Genomic DNA, 14,435 nt, shown 5'->3' on the forward strand with positions numbered 1-14,435 from the left:
CGGCCGGTGATATGAATCCTGGCCGTCGCCTGTTTCGACGTGAGAATTTCTCGAAGGGAGTTTGGTATGCGCATAGGCATGCGCGCCGCAGTCGCGGCGCTCGGAATCGTTCTGGCCTCGTCTGTCGGCTCGGCCGGCCTCGCCGGCCCCTATAATCCGGTCGCGCAGGCCGCGCAGTCGAAGCTCGCCGCGCAAGGCTTCGATCCGGGCGTGCTGGATGGCGTCGCCGGGGCCAAGACGACCGCCGCAATCTCCGCCTTCCAGCAGAAGTCCGGCCTGCCGCAGAGCGGCGCGCTCGACGCCGCGACGCTGGAAAAGCTCGGCGTCGGCGTCTCGACGACGAAGCCGGTCGCCGATTGGATCGCCGTTCCGACGCAGGAGGAGATCGACAAGCTCGCCGCCGGCAAGAACAATCCGGCCCAGCCCTACAGCAATTATCTGCCCAACGCTCCGGCGGCCGGCCTGTCGCTGCCCGGCGCGGCCATTCTCGCGGCGATGAACCAGAGCGCCGATGTCTATGGCAGCCGCCGCGCCGGCGAGCCCAAGCATACGGATCAGGGCTATCAATATACGGCCGATTGCCTGAAGACGAATTACGCGCCGACCGATTGGTCGGACATAACCATCCATTATTATTGCCAAATGTCGAAGCCGCGCGCCTGCTACACTTATGCGCTCTCCGGCAAGTCGACCCCGGCCGGGTTCAAATATCAGCGCCCTGCGGCCTATCGCGGCTGCGCGGAGGGAAAGCTGAAAGAGGCCGCCGATTTCGTCGCCTTCGTTCCGAAGACGCAGGCGCTGGTCTTTCAATATGTGATGTTCGGCCAGACGCACGCTTTCGATCACGAGCAGGAGCAGGCGATCATCAACGCTTTCTATGGCGTGAAGAATCCCGCCGACAAGGCCGAATGCGCCGCCAAGCGCCCGCGCCGCACCGAGGATCCGACCGACGGCACGCATTGCCTCGTGAGCAAGATCTTGACGCCGCGCCTCGCCGGCAAGGGCGATTGAGCTGGAAGCAGGAACAAGAATAAGCAGGAATAAGAGAGAGGGGCCGCGAAGGCCCCTCTCTTTTTTTGTCGCGTCACATCACCTGACGCAGCACGAAGTAGAGCGAAGCCGACAGCAATATGGCGGCGGGGAGCGTCAGCACCCAGGCCATCAGCAGCTTCTGGATCGTCGCCATCTGCACGCCGGCGCCATTGGCGGCCATCGTGCCGGCGACGCCGGAAGACAGCACATGCGTCGTCGAGACCGGCAGGCCATACATGTCGGCGGCGGCGATGGTGCCGGCGGCGACCAGCTCGGCCGAGGCGCCCTGGCCATAGGTCAGATGCTGCTTGCCGATCTTCTCGCCGACGGTGACGACGATGCGCTTCCAGCCGATCATCGTGCCGAGGCCGAGCGCGATGGCGACGGAGATCTTCACCCAGAGCGGGATGAATTTCGTCGCCTGATCGATCTGGTCCTTATAGTCCTTCAGCACTTTCTTGTCGGCGTCGGTCAGTTCCGCGGCCTTGTCCTTGGCGAGGAAGCGCAGCGCCTCGGAGACGAGATAAATGTCGTTTCGCGTGTTGCCGACGGCGGCGAAGGGAATTTTCGAGATCGAGCCGTAGCTCTCGATCTGATGCGAGATGTCGCGGATCAGCACGGCGAGCGACGGATAGGTCCCCTCGTTGATCTGATGCTGAGCGACGTAATTCGTCACCGCCGGGCGCGGATCGCCGAGGACGTTATAGCCCGCGGCCTTCGTCTCCACGACCTTCGACGCCGCTTGCGAAGCCTGCGTGAAGCTCGCCAGATGGCTCGCCGGAAGCGCGCGATTGAGCGCATAGGAGGTGGGCACCGTGCCGATGAGGATCAGCATGATGAGGCCCATGCCCTTCTGGCCGTCATTGGAGCCATGGGCGAAGGAGACGCCCGTGCAGGTGAGGATCAGCAGGCCGCGAATCCACAAGGGCGGCGCCGCCTGGCCCTTGGGCTCGGTGTAGAGCTCCGGCTTGCGGACGAGGAATTTCATCACCAGCAGCAGCAGCGCCGCGGCGCCAAAGCCGAACAGCGGCGACAGCAGCAGCGAATAGCCGATATCGGTGGCCTTGCCCCAATCGACGCCCGACGTTCCATCACGGCCGCGCATGAGGGCGTTGGCGACGCCGACGCCGATGATGGAGCCGATCAGCGTGTGCGAGGAGGAGGCCGGCAGGCCGAGCCACCAGGTTCCGAGGTTCCAGACGATCGCGGCGATGAGCAGCGCGAACACCATGGCGAAGCCGGCCTGGGAGCCCACCTGCAGAATGAGCTCCACCGGCAGCAGCGACACGATGCCGAAGGCGACCGCGCCCGTGGAGAACAGCACGCCGAGGAAGTTGAAGAAGCCCGACCACACCACGGCGACCGGCGCCGGCATGGAATGGGTGTAGATGACGGTCGCCACGGCGTTGGCGGTGTCGTGGAAGCCGTTCACGAACTCGAAGCCGAGCGCGATGAGCAGCGCCACGCCGAGCAGGAGGAAGGGCAGATAATTGGTGACCGGAGCGCCGGACTCAAGAATATCCTTGTAGATGCTCCACGCCGTGAAGGCGAGGCCGAGCGCGATGACCGCGAGGAAGATGAGAAGCGCGCGTATGTCGAGCTTGTGATCGAGCTTCGGCTTCGGACTGTGAGCGTCGGCGCTTTCGCGCAGATCGACGCTCGAGGCAACGGATGTCATAACTTGCTCCTCGCAACTGAAAGGCGAGAATATTCAACAATTGGAAACGACAGGCGTGTGACGGCGGAGGCTCTGCGCGGTGCAGAGCAGAAATTCTTCGCCGTCGGACAATCCGACAATGCGTTCGTTCTCTCGTCGTGGTTCTGTTAAAAGAACATTCTATTTGACATAACGAACAAATCGCTAGAGCCTACAGGCTCGCAAAGCGATGCGCCGTGCGCCCAAAGTGGTCGCGATGGGCCGCGCGCCGCGGAGAAGGAGGCCTTAAAATGTCCGACGCCTATATCATCGAGCTCGGCGAGGAAGCCGTCGGCGTGATCGCCCGCGACGCCAAGGGCTATCGCTTCTATGCGGCGAAACAGTCCTTCCGCCCGTTGGAGGGGCGTCTGTTCCAATCGGCCGAGAATGCGCGCAGCGCGGCGCTGGAGCTGCGGCGCGAATCGCCGCCGCGCCTCTCCGCGCTCACCTCGCTCGGCCTCGTCGCGCAGCAGGGGCGCGGTTGAGCGGCGATTCGGATCGTTTCACGCGGCGGCCCCGCATTCCCGGCCGGGCCTCTGGCCCGCGCCGGGAATGACGGTGCGTTTTTAGGTCATTCCGGCTCAGATCACGCCGGAATGACTTTCTATCTCTTCATTCGAAGTGTTTTCTTCACGCGAACCGGTTCCCGCTTCGCTCGAAAACACGCTCACGCCCGGCCGACGCTCGTATAGTCGAAGCCGCGCTTGCGAATATCGGCGGCGCGATAAATGTTGCGCAGATCGACGATCACCGGCGTCTTCAGCAACGTCTTGATGCGGTCGAGATCGAGCGCGCGGAACGCGTCCCATTCGGTGACGATGACCAGCGCATCAGCGCCTTCCGCCGTCTGATAGGGATCCTCGCAGAAGGTCACTTCCGGCATCAGCGGCTTCGCCTGCCCCATGCTCTCGGGATCATAGGCGTAGACCTTGGCGCCGTCGCCGGCGAGCGAGGCCACTATGGCGAGCGAGGGCGCGTCGCGCATATCGTCGGTGTTGGGCTTGAAGGCGAGGCCGAGCAGGCCGATCTTCTTGCCGCGCACCGAGCCGCCGAGCGCCGAGATCACCTTGCGGGCCATGGCGCGCTTGCGGGAATCGTTCACCGCCACCACCGTCTCGACGATGCGCAGCGGCGCGGCGTAGTCCTGTCCCGTCTTCAGCAGAGCGAGCGTGTCCTTGGGGAAGCAGGAGCCGCCATAGCCCGGCCCGGCGTGCAGGAACTTCGAGCCGATGCGATTGTCGAGGCCGATGCCGCGCGCGACCTCCTGCACATCCGCGCCCACGCGCTCGCAGAGATCGGCGATCTCGTTGATGAAGGTGATCTTGGTGGCGAGAAAGGCGTTGGCCGCATATTTGGTGAGCTCGGAGGTGCGGCGGCCGACGAAGACGAGCGGCGGCTGGTTGAGGCTCAGCGGCCGGTAGATTTCCGACATCACCTCGCGGGCGCGATCGTCCTCGACGCCGATGACGACGCGGTCCGGGCGCTTGAAATCCTCGATCGCCGCGCCCTCGCGCAGAAACTCGGGATTGGAGACGACGGCGAAATCTGCCTTGGGATTGACCTCGCGGATGAGGCGCTCGACCTCGTCGCCCGTGCCGACCGGGACGGTCGATTTGTTGACGATGACGGTGAATTTGTCGAGCGCGCGGCCGATGGTCTCAGCGGCGGCGTAGACATAGGAGAGGTCGGCGTGACCGTCGCCGCGGCGCGACGGCGTGCCGACGGCGATGAAGACGGCGTCCGCGCCGCGCACGGCCGGGGTGAGATCGGTGGTGAAGAACAGGCGGTTCTGCTTCACATTATTGGCGACGAGCTCGTCGAGGCCGGGCTCGTAGATCGGAATCTCGCCGCGCAGCAGCCGCTCGATCTTGGAGGCGTCGCTGTCGACGCAGGTCACGACATGGCCGAAATCGGCGAAGCAGGCGCCGGAAACGAGGCCGACATAGCCCGATCCGATCATTGTGATGTTCATCGTCTCTCGTCTTTCGCTCGGTCCAAAGGATTGTCACTGCAACGCAATTATTTCGTCGCCATGACAAAAACGTCTTTTTGGCGCGGCCGCCGCGCCCGGTCGGGGAGCCGCCGCCCTAACCCCCGACCCCGAAAGCGGCCAGAGCGGCCATATTGACGATATCGGCGTCGGTCGCGCCCAATTGAACGATTTGGATCGGCTTGTCGAGCCCGACGATCAAAGGACCGAGCACGGTCGCCCCGCCCAGCTCCTGCAGCATTTTGGTGGAGATGGAGGCGGAGTGAAAGGCCGGCATGACCAAAACATTGGCGGTGTCGCTGAGACGCGAGAACGGATAGGCCGCCATGGCCTGACGGCTGAGCGCGACATCGGCCGCCATCTCGCCCTCATATTCGAAATCCACCCGCCGCGAATCGAGCACCCGAACCGACTCCTGCATGCGAGCCGTGCGCTCGCCCGGCGGATAGCCGAAAGTGGAGAAGGCGAGCATGGCGACGCGCGGCTCGAGGCCGATGCGCCGCGCCACCCCGGCCGCCTCTATCGCTATGTCGGCGAGATCGGCGGCCTCCGGCATTTCGGTGATCGCCGTGTCGGCGACGACGACGATGCGCCCATGCGCCAGCACCAGCGAGGCGCCGATGAGCCTGTGACCGGGCTTCTGATCGACGACATGGCGCACATCCTCGAGCGCATTGGAGAAATTGCGGGTGACGCCCGTCACCATGGCGTCGGCGTCGCCCTGCGCCACCATGGCCGCGGCGAAATGATTGCGGTCGGTGTTGATGAGACGCTGACAGTCGCGGAACAGGAAACCCTTGCGCTGCAGGCGCTCGAACAGAAATTGCGCATAGACGCCATTGCGCGAGGAGAGCTTGGCGTTGTGCACTTCTATGTGATCGCCGAGCTCGAGGCCGGCGTTGCGCGCGGTCTGCGCGACGCGATCCTCGCGGCCGACGAGAATGGCGCGCCCCAATCCCTGCGTGACGAAGGAGAGCGCGGCGCGAATGACCTGCTCCTCCTCGCCCTCGGCGAAGACGACGCGCTTGGGATCGCGCCGCACGCGATCATAGATCGTGTGCATCAAGCCGGCGATCGGATCGCGCCGCGCGGAGAGCTCGGCGCGATAGGCGTTCATATCGACGATCGGATGGCGCGCGACGCCCGAATCCATCGCCGCTTTGGCGACCGCCGGCGACACGATGGAGATGAGGCGCGGATCGAATGGCGCGGGGATGAGATAGTCGCGGCCGAAGCGCGGGCGCGCGCCCTGATAGGCGTTGGCCACCTCGTCCGGCACATCCTCGCGCGCCAGCTCGGCGAGCGCTTTCGCCGCGGCGATCTTCATCTCCATGTTGATCGTCTTGGCGCGCACGTCGAGCGCGCCGCGGAAGATATAGGGAAAGCCCAGAACATTGTTGATCTGGTTCGGATAGTCGGAGCGTCCCGTGGCGACGATGGCGTCCGGCCGCGCGGCCAGCGCCTCCTCCGGCGTGATCTCGGGATCGGGATTGGCCATTGCGAAGATGATCGGATCGGGCGCCATCGTCTTCAGCATCTCGGGCGTCAGCGCGCCTTTCACCGAAAGGCCGAAGAAGATGTCGGCGCCGTCCAGCGCCTCGGCCAGCGTGCGCGCGTCAGTGTCCACCGCATGCGCGCTCTTCCATTGATTCATGCCTTCGGAGCGGCCGCGATAGACGACGCCCTTGGTGTCGCAGAGCGTGACGTTCTGCGGCGCGAATCCGATCGCCTTGGCGAGATCGAGACAGGCGATGCCCGCGGCGCCCGCGCCATTGCAGACGAGGCGCGTGTTCTTGATGTCGCGGCCGGTGAGATGCAGCGCGTTCAAGAGGCCGGCGCTGGAGATGATCGCGGTGCCGTGCTGATCGTCGTGAAAGACGGGAATGTCCATCAATTCGCGCAGGCGCTCCTCGATGATGAAGCATTCCGGCGCCTTGATGTCCTCGAGATTTATGCCGCCGAAGGAGGGGCCGAGATAGCGGACGGCGGCGATGAAGGCCTCCACCTCCTGCGTGTCGATCTCGAGATCTATGGAGTCGATATCGGCGAAACGCTTGAACAGCGTCGCCTTGCCTTCCATCACAGGCTTGGCCGCCAGCGCGCCGAGATTGCCGAGGCCGAGAATGGCCGTGCCATTGGTGATGACGGCGACGATATTGCCCTTGACGGTATAGTCATAGGCGAGGGAGGCGTTCTCGGCGATGGCCAGCACGGGCGCAGCGACGCCCGGCGAATAGGCGAGCGAGAGATCGCGCTGCGTCGCCATGGGCTTGGTGGGCACGACGGCGATTTTGCCGGGGCGCCCGCGTGAGTGGTAGAGCAGAGCCTCCTTGTCGGTGAAGACAGGACGTTCGCGCTTCGGAGGCTTTTCCGCCATTTTTCCCCCTCTCGGTCCGAATCATCGGATTGCCGGCGGCACTTAGCAAGAGGTTTGCGACGACAATATGCCGAAGCTCCGGGCGGCGGCCCGAGGCCCCTCGCCCGGCGGGGCGGAACCGCCGGGCGGGGAGACGCGCCCTAGAACTGCACCTTGGGGGTCTCCTGGACGGCCTTGCGCTCGCCTTCCTCGAGATTGAAGAACTCCTGCGGGACAAAGCCGAAGGAGCCGGCGAAGAAAGCGGCTGGAACGCTCTCGCGCGCGGCGTTGTATTCGGCCGAGGCGTTGTTGAAGAAGCGCCGCGACGCCGCGATCTTGTTCTCCACGTCGGACAGCTCGCTCTGCAGCTGCTGGAAATTCTGATTGGCTTTCAGATCGGGATAATTCTCGGCCAAGGCGAACAGCCGGCCGAGCACGCCATTGAGCGCGCTCTCGGCGGCGGCCTGGGCCTGCGGGCCATTGGCGGCCACCGCCTTGTTGCGGGCCGCGACGACCTCCTCGAGCGTGCCGCGCTCATGGGCGGCGTAGCCCTTCACCGTCTCCACCAGATTGGGGATGAGATCGTGCCGCTGCTTCAGCTGCACATCTATGTCCGAGAAAGCCTGACGGCAGCGCTGGCGCAGCGTCACCAGGCCGTTATAGGAGCCGATGAGCCAGAGGCCGGCGAGAACCAATACGCCGAGAAGAACGAGAGCGGTCATTTGAGGCTCCTTGATCGTCCCGCCACACGGTCAGCGACGGAATGCGCCAAGTCGTATCCGGCTTTCACGACCCGCGAAAGTGCGCGGGCGCACAATGGAGCGGGACCAGCTCACCGGGCGCCGATCTGCCGAAAGCCTCATAGGGGCAACGATCGAAGCCTGACATTCTTGCCGATCGGAATCTCATGCATCGAAGGCGGCGCGATCAATTTCGTGACCGCCTCGATTTCAGGCCATTTCCAGACGATCGTGGCCGCCACCTGATGGAGCGGCGTCTTCTGATAGGCGGGCGCGAGAACGAAGCCGTGAAGACCGGCCGAGCGAAGAGCCGCGCGTTCGGCTGCGTTTTTCAGGATGCGGCCGTCTCCCGAAACAAACATCCATGCGTCGGGACTTTTCCGCAGATACTCGATCCATTCGAAATCGGAAGCGTGACGGCCATTGGGCAGTCCCGGCGCGTCTTTGATATGAAATGCGCGATGTCCAAATGATGAAACAAAGCCGTCTAACGTCGACGCCATGACCGGCGCCGTGCAATTGTCGAACAGCGCCTTCACGCGGCGAGCCGCCGCTCTAGCTCGGCCTCGAACTCGACGGCGCGTCTGACCGAGGTCTCCGGGACGTCGAACGCCGAGGCGGCCGTCTCGACCCCGTCTCGATTTGCCGCCACGGCTAAGACTGCGGTCGGCACGCTCGTCGAAGCGTCGATCGGCTGGCCGAAGGACCGCCCCGGATCGACCACGATGCTCGCGCGACGCCCGGCCGGCCACCATTGAAAAGGCGCCCCTTTGTCATCGAAATCGACCGACTTCAGCAATGGCTCGATGATCTGCTTGAACTCGTATTGACGTCGGAAAAGGTTCAGCAGACCTTCACGCTCTTCGCCATGCTCGTCTGTCTCGGCGACGCGCAGAAAAATGTCTCGACCGTCGGTCCGAAATCGATCGGTCGACAGCGGCCGCTCATCGCCGATGATCTCGCGCGCGATCTCGATCGCCGCGCGCACGCGTCGGGACGAGACTCCGCAACGCATGAACTTGTCGGCGATTCGCGCTTCCATGAGATCGCGAAATCCCAAATAGACATGGCCATTGTCGAGGTCGATTTGCGATTTCCAAAGCGGAGCATATTCGTGCTCGCCGACGTGATGTCCGCGCAGCCACCGCGCCAGCTTTCCAGGAGCGATTGCGAGGAGCCGGCCCGCCTCCGCCGGGGTGTACAACCCCACGCCTATGAGATTTTCCATGAGCGCCTCCTGCACCGTCATAGATTCAGCGCGATGGCGCGCTGTCAACAAAATCCTCGGCCAGCGCGCCGCTCGATCGCGCTTACATTGCGGAGCGAAGCGGAATATAATCTGCGACAAAGCCGCGCCAGCGTCCATTTGACGGAGACGGGGCGCATCCCTATTTCGAGCGAGAAACCCTCGACCGCGAGACCCTCAGGCGCGACAGCAATGGCCATTCGTCCCATCATCACCCTGCCCGATCCGCGGCTGCGGCTCGTCTCCGAGCCGGTCGCGACCTTCGACGGCGAGCTTCAGCAGCTTCTCGACGATATGCTCGAGACCATGTACGAGGCCCCCGGCGTGGGCTTGGCGGCGATCCAGATCGCCGTGCCCAAGCGCATCGTGGTCGCCGACGCGACGCGCGGCGACGAGCCCAAGAATCCGATGTTCTTCATCAACCCCGAGATCGTCTGGGTCTCCGAGGAGCTGTTCGTCTATCAGGAGGGCTGCCTCTCGGTCCCCGATTATTTCGAGGATGTGCAGCGCCCGGCGCGCGTGCGCGTGCGCTATCTCGACCGCACCGGCGCGACGCAGGAGATCGAGGCCGACGGATTGCTCGCCACCGTGCTCCAGCACGAGATCGACCATCTCGAGGGCGGGCTGTTCATCGACCATCTCTCCCGGCTGAAGCGCGAGCGCGTGGTGAAGAAATTCGCCAAGGCCGCGGCGCGCGCCGCTCCGCCCGCTCCCGTCGCCGACAAGGTCGAGGCGTAACGCCCAAATGCGCGTCGTCTTCATGGGCACGCCCGATTTCGCCGCGCCTCTGCTCCAGAAAATCGTCGCCGACGGCCATGAGGTCGCGGCCGTCTACACGCGCGCGCCGGCCCCGGCCGGCCGCGGCATGGAGCTGAAGCTCTCCCCCGTCCATCGTCTGGCCGAGACGCTCTCCATCCCCGTCTTCACGCCCAAGAGCTTCAAGAACGCCGAGACGATCGGCGCTTTCGCCGATCTCGACGCGGATGTCGCCGTGGTCGCCGCCTATGGGCTCATTCTCCCGCAGGCGGCGCTGGACGCGCCGCGTTTCGGCTGCCTCAATCTGCATGGCTCGCTGCTGCCGCGCTGGCGCGGCGCGGCGCCGATCCAGCGCGCCGTGATGGCCGGCGACGCCGAGACCGGCGTGATGGTGATGAAGATGGAGGCCGGGCTCGACACCGGGCCCGTCGCCGCGACGGCGCGCGTCGCAATCGGCGAGGATATGACGACGGGCGAATTGCACGACGCCCTCGCCGCCGCCGGCGCCGAGCTGATGGCCAAATCGCTGCGCGATCTCTCCGAGGGCGGCCTCTTCTTCACGCCACAGGCGGAGGAGGGCGTGACTTACGCGCAGAAGATCGACAAGAGCGAGAGCCGCATCGACTGGCGGCGCCCGGCGCGGGAGATTCACAATCTCGTGCGCGGGCTCTCGCCCTGTCCCGGCGCCTTCTTCGAGAGCGATCTCGGCCATGGCGTCGAGCGCGTGAAAGTGCTGCGCGCCAAGCTCGAGACAGGCGAAGGCGCGCCCGGCGCGGCGCTCGACGACAAGGGCCTCATCGCCTGCGGCGAGGGCGCCGTTCGGCTGATCGAGGTGCAGCGCGGCGGCAAGGCGCCGATGGCCATTGCGGAATTTCTGCGCGGCCGCCCGCTCGCGACGGGCATGACTTTGGCGACGTGACAGTGACGACGATAACCAATACGGCCGCCCCACCTCCCCCTAGAGGGGGGAGGTCGATCGCCGCAGGCGAGCGGGAGGGGGTGACGCCCCGGGACTCGGGCGCGACCCCACCCCGGACGGCTGCGCCGTCCGACCCTCCCCCTGAAGGGGAGGGTGAGCGCGCGGCATTCCGCTACGCTCTCACCATCGAATATGACGGCTCGCCCTTCGTCGGCTGGCAGCGGCAGGAGAATGGCGTCTCCGTGCAGCAGCGGCTCGAGGAGGCGGTTTCGGCGCTGGAAGCAGGCGAGCGGCGCGTGCTGCATGGCGCCGGGCGCACCGACGCCGGCGTGCATGCGCTGGGGCAGGTCGGCCATGTCGATCTTTCGCGCGAGTGGCGCGAGGACCGCCTGCGCGACGCGCTCAACGCGCATCTGCGGCCGTCGCCCATCGCCGTGCTGGAGACGCGCCGCGTCGCGCCGACATTCGAGGCGCGCTTCTCGGCCATTCAGCGGCATTATCGCTATGTGATCGACAATCGCCGCGCGCCGCTAACGCTTCAGCTCGGCCGCGCCTGGCATGTGAAGCGCCCGCTGGACGCGCAGGCCATGCACGCTGCCGCGCAGGCGCTGGTCGGCCGGCATGATTTCACGACATTCCGCTCGACCGAATGTCAGGCCAACTCGCCGGTGCGGACGCTGGAGCGGCTCGATGTGCGGCGCATGGGCGACGTCATAGAGATCGTCACCTCGGCGCGGTCATTCCTGCACAATCAAGTGCGCTCGCTGGCCGGCTCGCTGGAGCATGTCGGCTCCGGCAGATGGAGCGCCGACGATCTGCGCGCGGCGCTCGAGGCGAAGGACAGAACCCGCTGCGGTCAGGTCGCCCCGCCGCATGGGCTCTATCTCGTCGCCGTCGATTATTGAGGCTGCGACGCCCCCTCCCTCACCCTCCCCCGCTTCGCGGGAGAGGAGATGGCGGGCGTTACGCGAACTCTCGATGAAACGCGGAAACTGCTCCCTCTCCCGCAAAGCGGGGGAGGGTCGGGGAGGGGGCCGCCTCTCCGGCTTACTCGATACCCGCCTCACGATTGCGCATGTTGATGGCGTTGCGGAGCTGCTCGTTGATCGCGACCGGATCGGTCGGCGAGGGCTTGGCCTGCAGCAGCGCGCCACGCACCAGGGAGGCCTCCTCGGCCGTCAGCACAACTGGGCCGGCCATGAAGGCCGCGTTGGGCAGCGTGTGCAGAATCCTCAAGCGATTGGGATGATCCTTGACCTCGACGACGCGATCTGCGACCGGCTTGCCGTCCACACAGACATAAGGACCGATGACTTCGACTTTGTGGCCATCGTCGGTATTTCTGATGAAAGTCGTTTGCATTGTCGTCGCCACTCGTGCTGGATTGAACTTCGCGCAAAATGGCAGCAAGTTTCGTGCCGGCTAGACGGCTGGAGACGAATACTCTAGCGGAGCCGCCTGGTCAGCCGAACGAGCGCCGCGACGAGCAGCCCGCCGAGACAAAGAGCCGCCGCGAGCTCGACCAAAAGCATGCCGAATCCAAAGGAGAGCGGCATTTCCCCGCTGTCCGGCGCGGGCGGTGGAGCGTAAAACAGAGACAGAGCCATTCCCGCCGCGCCGATCAGCGCGAGGAAGAGGCAGAAGCCGACAAAGAGCCGCAAGATCGAGCCCAGCTATGACCGAGGAAGGAAAGAAGCGCCGCCAGCCGCCCCCGCCGCCCAAGAAGAACGCCGCGGCGCTGGTCGCCGCGCTGAGGGCCAATCTGCGCCGACGCAAGGCGGCAGCGCAATCGCCGAGCGAAGGGGAAAAGGGCGAAACGGCGAAAACCCCGCCCGCGGACTGATCGGAAATCTCATACGGCTTCCGATTGATTGCTTCGCGAGGCAAATACAATCCCCCTCGTCCTGAGGCGCTTTTTGCGGCACGCAAAAAGCCTCGAAGGACGATCCAGCGCCACGCAGCGGCGACCCTTCGAGACGCCCGCACCCAAGTCGGGCAAGCCCGACTTGGGTGCGGGCTCCTCAGGGCGAGGGATGGATGTTGCGTCCAAATGGATTGAGCGGACGACCTCAGGCTTCGGAGCCGCCCTCTTCCTCGCGGCGGAAGGGCAGGCTCGCCTCATAATCGGCGATCGCCTCGTCCACGGCCACTTTCTCGCGCGAGAGAAACTCGACCACCGCGGTCCGCAGCCGCGCGTCAGCGAAATCATGCGCCGAATGGGTGGCGACGGGCCGATAGCCGCGCGCCAGCTTGTGCTCGCCCTGGGCGCCGGCCTCCACGCGCTTGTAGCCGTGGCGAATGGCGTATTCGATCGCCTGATAATAGCAGACCTCGAAATGCAGAAAGGGCCGCTCCTCCAGCGCGCCCCAATTGCGGCCGTAGATGGCGTCGTCGCCGAGAAAATTGATCGCCCCGGCGATGTAATGCCCCTCGCGCCGCGCCATCACCAGGAGGATGCGGTCCGCCATGGTCTCGCCGATGCGATCGAAGAAATCGCGCGTCAGATAGGGCCGTCCCCATTTGCGCGCGCCCGTGTCCATATAGAAGGCGTAGAATTTCTCCCAATGCGCGGGCTCTATGTCCGCGCCGGTCAGAAGATCGATCGAGACGTCGTCGCCCAGCGCGTCGCGGCGCTCGCGCTTGATCGTCTTGCGCTTGCGTGAGGAGAGCGCGGCGAGGAAATCGTCGAACTCCCGGTAGCCTTCGTTGAAAAAATGGAACTGCTCGCCGGCGCGCGGCGCGAAGCCCTCGGCCGTCAGCGCGCCGACCTCGCCCTCTGTCGCGAAGGTGACATGGATGGAGGAGGCCTCCGCCGCCTGACGCAGCGCGCGCAGCGCATGGATCAGGCCCGGCAGCGCGCCCTCCGGCGCATCGCGGGCGATGAGCAGCCGCCGCCCCGTCGCCGGGGTGAAGGGAACCGCGACCTGCACCTTGGGATAATAGCGCCCGCCGGCGTTCTCATAGGCCTGAGCCCAGCCGAAATCGAAGACATATTCCCCCATGCTGTGCATCTTCACATAGGAGGGCGCGGCCGCGACGAGGCGGCCTTCGGCGTCTTCCAATATCGTGTAGAGCGGCGTCCAGCCGCTGCGTCCGCCGACCGATTTGGAGCGCTCCAGCGCCAGCAAAAAGGCGCTGGAGATAAAGGGATTGTGCCGCTCGCCGCCGGCCTCCTCGGCGGTGAGGCCGGGCGGATTGGCGAGCGCGTCCCAGGCCGCGGCGTCGATCTGCTCGAGCGAGGGGATGAAACGGGCCGTCAGACGAGCCGAGGACGTCCTTTGATCTGAGCACATGGCGCCCGCGGTTTTGAAAGAGAGCTGCACACTCTACGCAAAGCGAAAGACGTTCCAATCGGCTTTTTGCTCGCGCGCCGCCGGCACGGTTATTGCTTCAAAATTAGGCGCCTGTGTGCCGACGAGAGGAATGGACGAGGAAACGAATGCCGCTCTACTCCTATGAATGCCAAGATTGCCATGCGGAGTTCGAACTGCTGGTCAGCGCTTCGGACACGCCCGTCTGCCCATCTTGCGGAAGCGAGAAATTGCAGCAGCAGGTCGCCAAAATCTGCGTCGAGATCAAATATCCCGCCATTGCCAAATCCTGGCGCAAGGCGGCCGCCGCCGAGGGCGAGCTGTCCAATTTCAGCAAGAAGGAAATTCAAGCGAAGCCGAAGAGCTGACGCGCCTTCGGCTCTTTCGCT

At 65.0% G+C, this 14,435-nt stretch carries 16 protein-coding genes; 7 read left to right on the plus strand and 9 right to left on the minus strand.

Translation table 11 applies throughout. The features are described 5' to 3' along the window. The first annotated feature begins 66 nt into the window (after positions 1-66). On the plus strand, positions 67-1,011 hold the full coding sequence (locus METLW4_RS0115880; protein ID WP_018267218.1) for a peptidoglycan-binding domain-containing protein: 945 nt from the start codon (positions 67-69) through the stop codon (positions 1,009-1,011). Positions 1,012-1,084: 73 nt separating this feature from the next. Here the strand turns inward: METLW4_RS0115880 and METLW4_RS0115885 are convergent, their stop codons facing one another. Then, complete coding sequence (locus METLW4_RS0115885) at positions 1,085-2,710, minus strand: inorganic phosphate transporter (protein ID WP_018267219.1); 1,626 nt, start codon at positions 2,708-2,710, stop codon at positions 1,085-1,087. A gap of 269 nt (positions 2,711-2,979) precedes the next feature. On the opposite strand from METLW4_RS0115885, the gene METLW4_RS0115890 reads away from it, so the two are divergent. After that, positions 2,980-3,213, plus strand: a complete 234-nt coding sequence (locus tag METLW4_RS0115890; protein ID WP_018267220.1) for a hypothetical protein — start codon at positions 2,980-2,982, stop codon at positions 3,211-3,213. Between the two features lie 182 nt (positions 3,214-3,395). On the opposite strand, the gene METLW4_RS0115895 is transcribed toward METLW4_RS0115890, so the two are convergent. From METLW4_RS0115895 to METLW4_RS0115915, 5 genes are all read right to left on the minus strand, one after another. Next, positions 3,396-4,700 (minus strand): UDP-glucose dehydrogenase family protein, encoded by a 1,305-nt coding sequence (locus METLW4_RS0115895; protein ID WP_018267221.1) that lies wholly within the window; start codon positions 4,698-4,700, stop codon positions 3,396-3,398. A gap of 115 nt (positions 4,701-4,815) precedes the next feature. After that, positions 4,816-7,095 (minus strand): NADP-dependent malic enzyme, encoded by a 2,280-nt coding sequence (locus METLW4_RS0115900; RefSeq protein ID WP_018267222.1) that lies wholly within the window; start codon positions 7,093-7,095, stop codon positions 4,816-4,818. A 140-nt stretch (positions 7,096-7,235) separates the two neighbouring features. Further along, positions 7,236-7,796 (minus strand): LemA family protein, encoded by a 561-nt coding sequence (locus tag METLW4_RS0115905; RefSeq protein ID WP_018267223.1) that lies wholly within the window; start codon positions 7,794-7,796, stop codon positions 7,236-7,238. Between the two features lie 137 nt (positions 7,797-7,933). Beyond that, a complete protein-coding gene (locus tag METLW4_RS0115910) occupies positions 7,934-8,353 on the minus strand; it encodes a hypothetical protein (RefSeq protein ID WP_018267224.1) in 420 nt (139 codons plus the stop codon). Further along, positions 8,350-9,042 (minus strand): hypothetical protein, encoded by a 693-nt coding sequence (locus METLW4_RS0115915; RefSeq protein ID WP_157235176.1) that lies wholly within the window; start codon positions 9,040-9,042, stop codon positions 8,350-8,352. Before METLW4_RS0115915 ends, METLW4_RS0115910 begins: the two co-directional genes overlap by 4 nt. A 210-nt stretch (positions 9,043-9,252) precedes the next feature. On the opposite strand from METLW4_RS0115915, the gene def reads away from it, so the two are divergent. From def to truA, 3 genes are all read left to right on the plus strand, one after another. Then, complete coding sequence (gene def / locus METLW4_RS25085) at positions 9,253-9,798, plus strand: peptide deformylase (RefSeq protein WP_018267226.1); 546 nt, start codon at positions 9,253-9,255, stop codon at positions 9,796-9,798. Between the two features lie 7 nt (positions 9,799-9,805). After that, positions 9,806-10,735, plus strand: coding sequence for a methionyl-tRNA formyltransferase (fmt, locus tag METLW4_RS0115925; RefSeq protein ID WP_018267227.1), 930 nt, complete (start codon positions 9,806-9,808; stop codon positions 10,733-10,735). A 185-nt stretch (positions 10,736-10,920) separates the two neighbouring features. After that, positions 10,921-11,640: a tRNA pseudouridine(38-40) synthase TruA gene (gene truA, locus METLW4_RS0115930; protein ID WP_026191555.1), complete on the plus strand. Its 720-nt coding sequence runs from the start codon at positions 10,921-10,923 to the stop codon at positions 11,638-11,640. Positions 11,641-11,782: 142 nt separating this feature from the next. On the opposite strand, the gene METLW4_RS0115935 is transcribed toward truA, so the two are convergent. Then, positions 11,783-12,097: a hypothetical protein gene (locus tag METLW4_RS0115935; protein ID WP_018267229.1), complete on the minus strand. Its 315-nt coding sequence runs from the start codon at positions 12,095-12,097 to the stop codon at positions 11,783-11,785. A gap of 83 nt (positions 12,098-12,180) precedes the next feature. After that, complete coding sequence (locus METLW4_RS25090; protein ID WP_018267230.1) at positions 12,181-12,396, minus strand: hypothetical protein; 216 nt, start codon at positions 12,394-12,396, stop codon at positions 12,181-12,183. 14 nt (positions 12,397-12,410) lie between these two features. On the opposite strand from METLW4_RS25090, the gene METLW4_RS27855 reads away from it, so the two are divergent. Continuing rightward, entirely contained in the window at positions 12,411-12,578 is a 168-nt protein-coding gene (locus tag METLW4_RS27855; RefSeq protein ID WP_018267231.1) for a hypothetical protein, read from the plus strand. A 226-nt stretch (positions 12,579-12,804) separates the two neighbouring features. Here METLW4_RS27855 and METLW4_RS0115950 read toward each other — a convergent pair whose 3' ends face one another. Next, positions 12,805-14,028: a GNAT family N-acetyltransferase gene (locus METLW4_RS0115950; protein ID WP_043332883.1), complete on the minus strand. Its 1,224-nt coding sequence runs from the start codon at positions 14,026-14,028 to the stop codon at positions 12,805-12,807. 146 nt (positions 14,029-14,174) lie between these two features. Between METLW4_RS0115950 and METLW4_RS0115955 the strand changes: the two genes are divergently transcribed. Next, positions 14,175-14,414 (plus strand): FmdB family zinc ribbon protein, encoded by a 240-nt coding sequence (locus METLW4_RS0115955; protein WP_018267233.1) that lies wholly within the window; start codon positions 14,175-14,177, stop codon positions 14,412-14,414. The last annotated feature ends 21 nt before the right edge of the window (positions 14,415-14,435 follow it).

Source organism: Methylosinus sp. LW4 (assembly GCF_000379125.1).
GTDB lineage: Bacteria > Pseudomonadota > Alphaproteobacteria > Rhizobiales > Beijerinckiaceae > Methylosinus.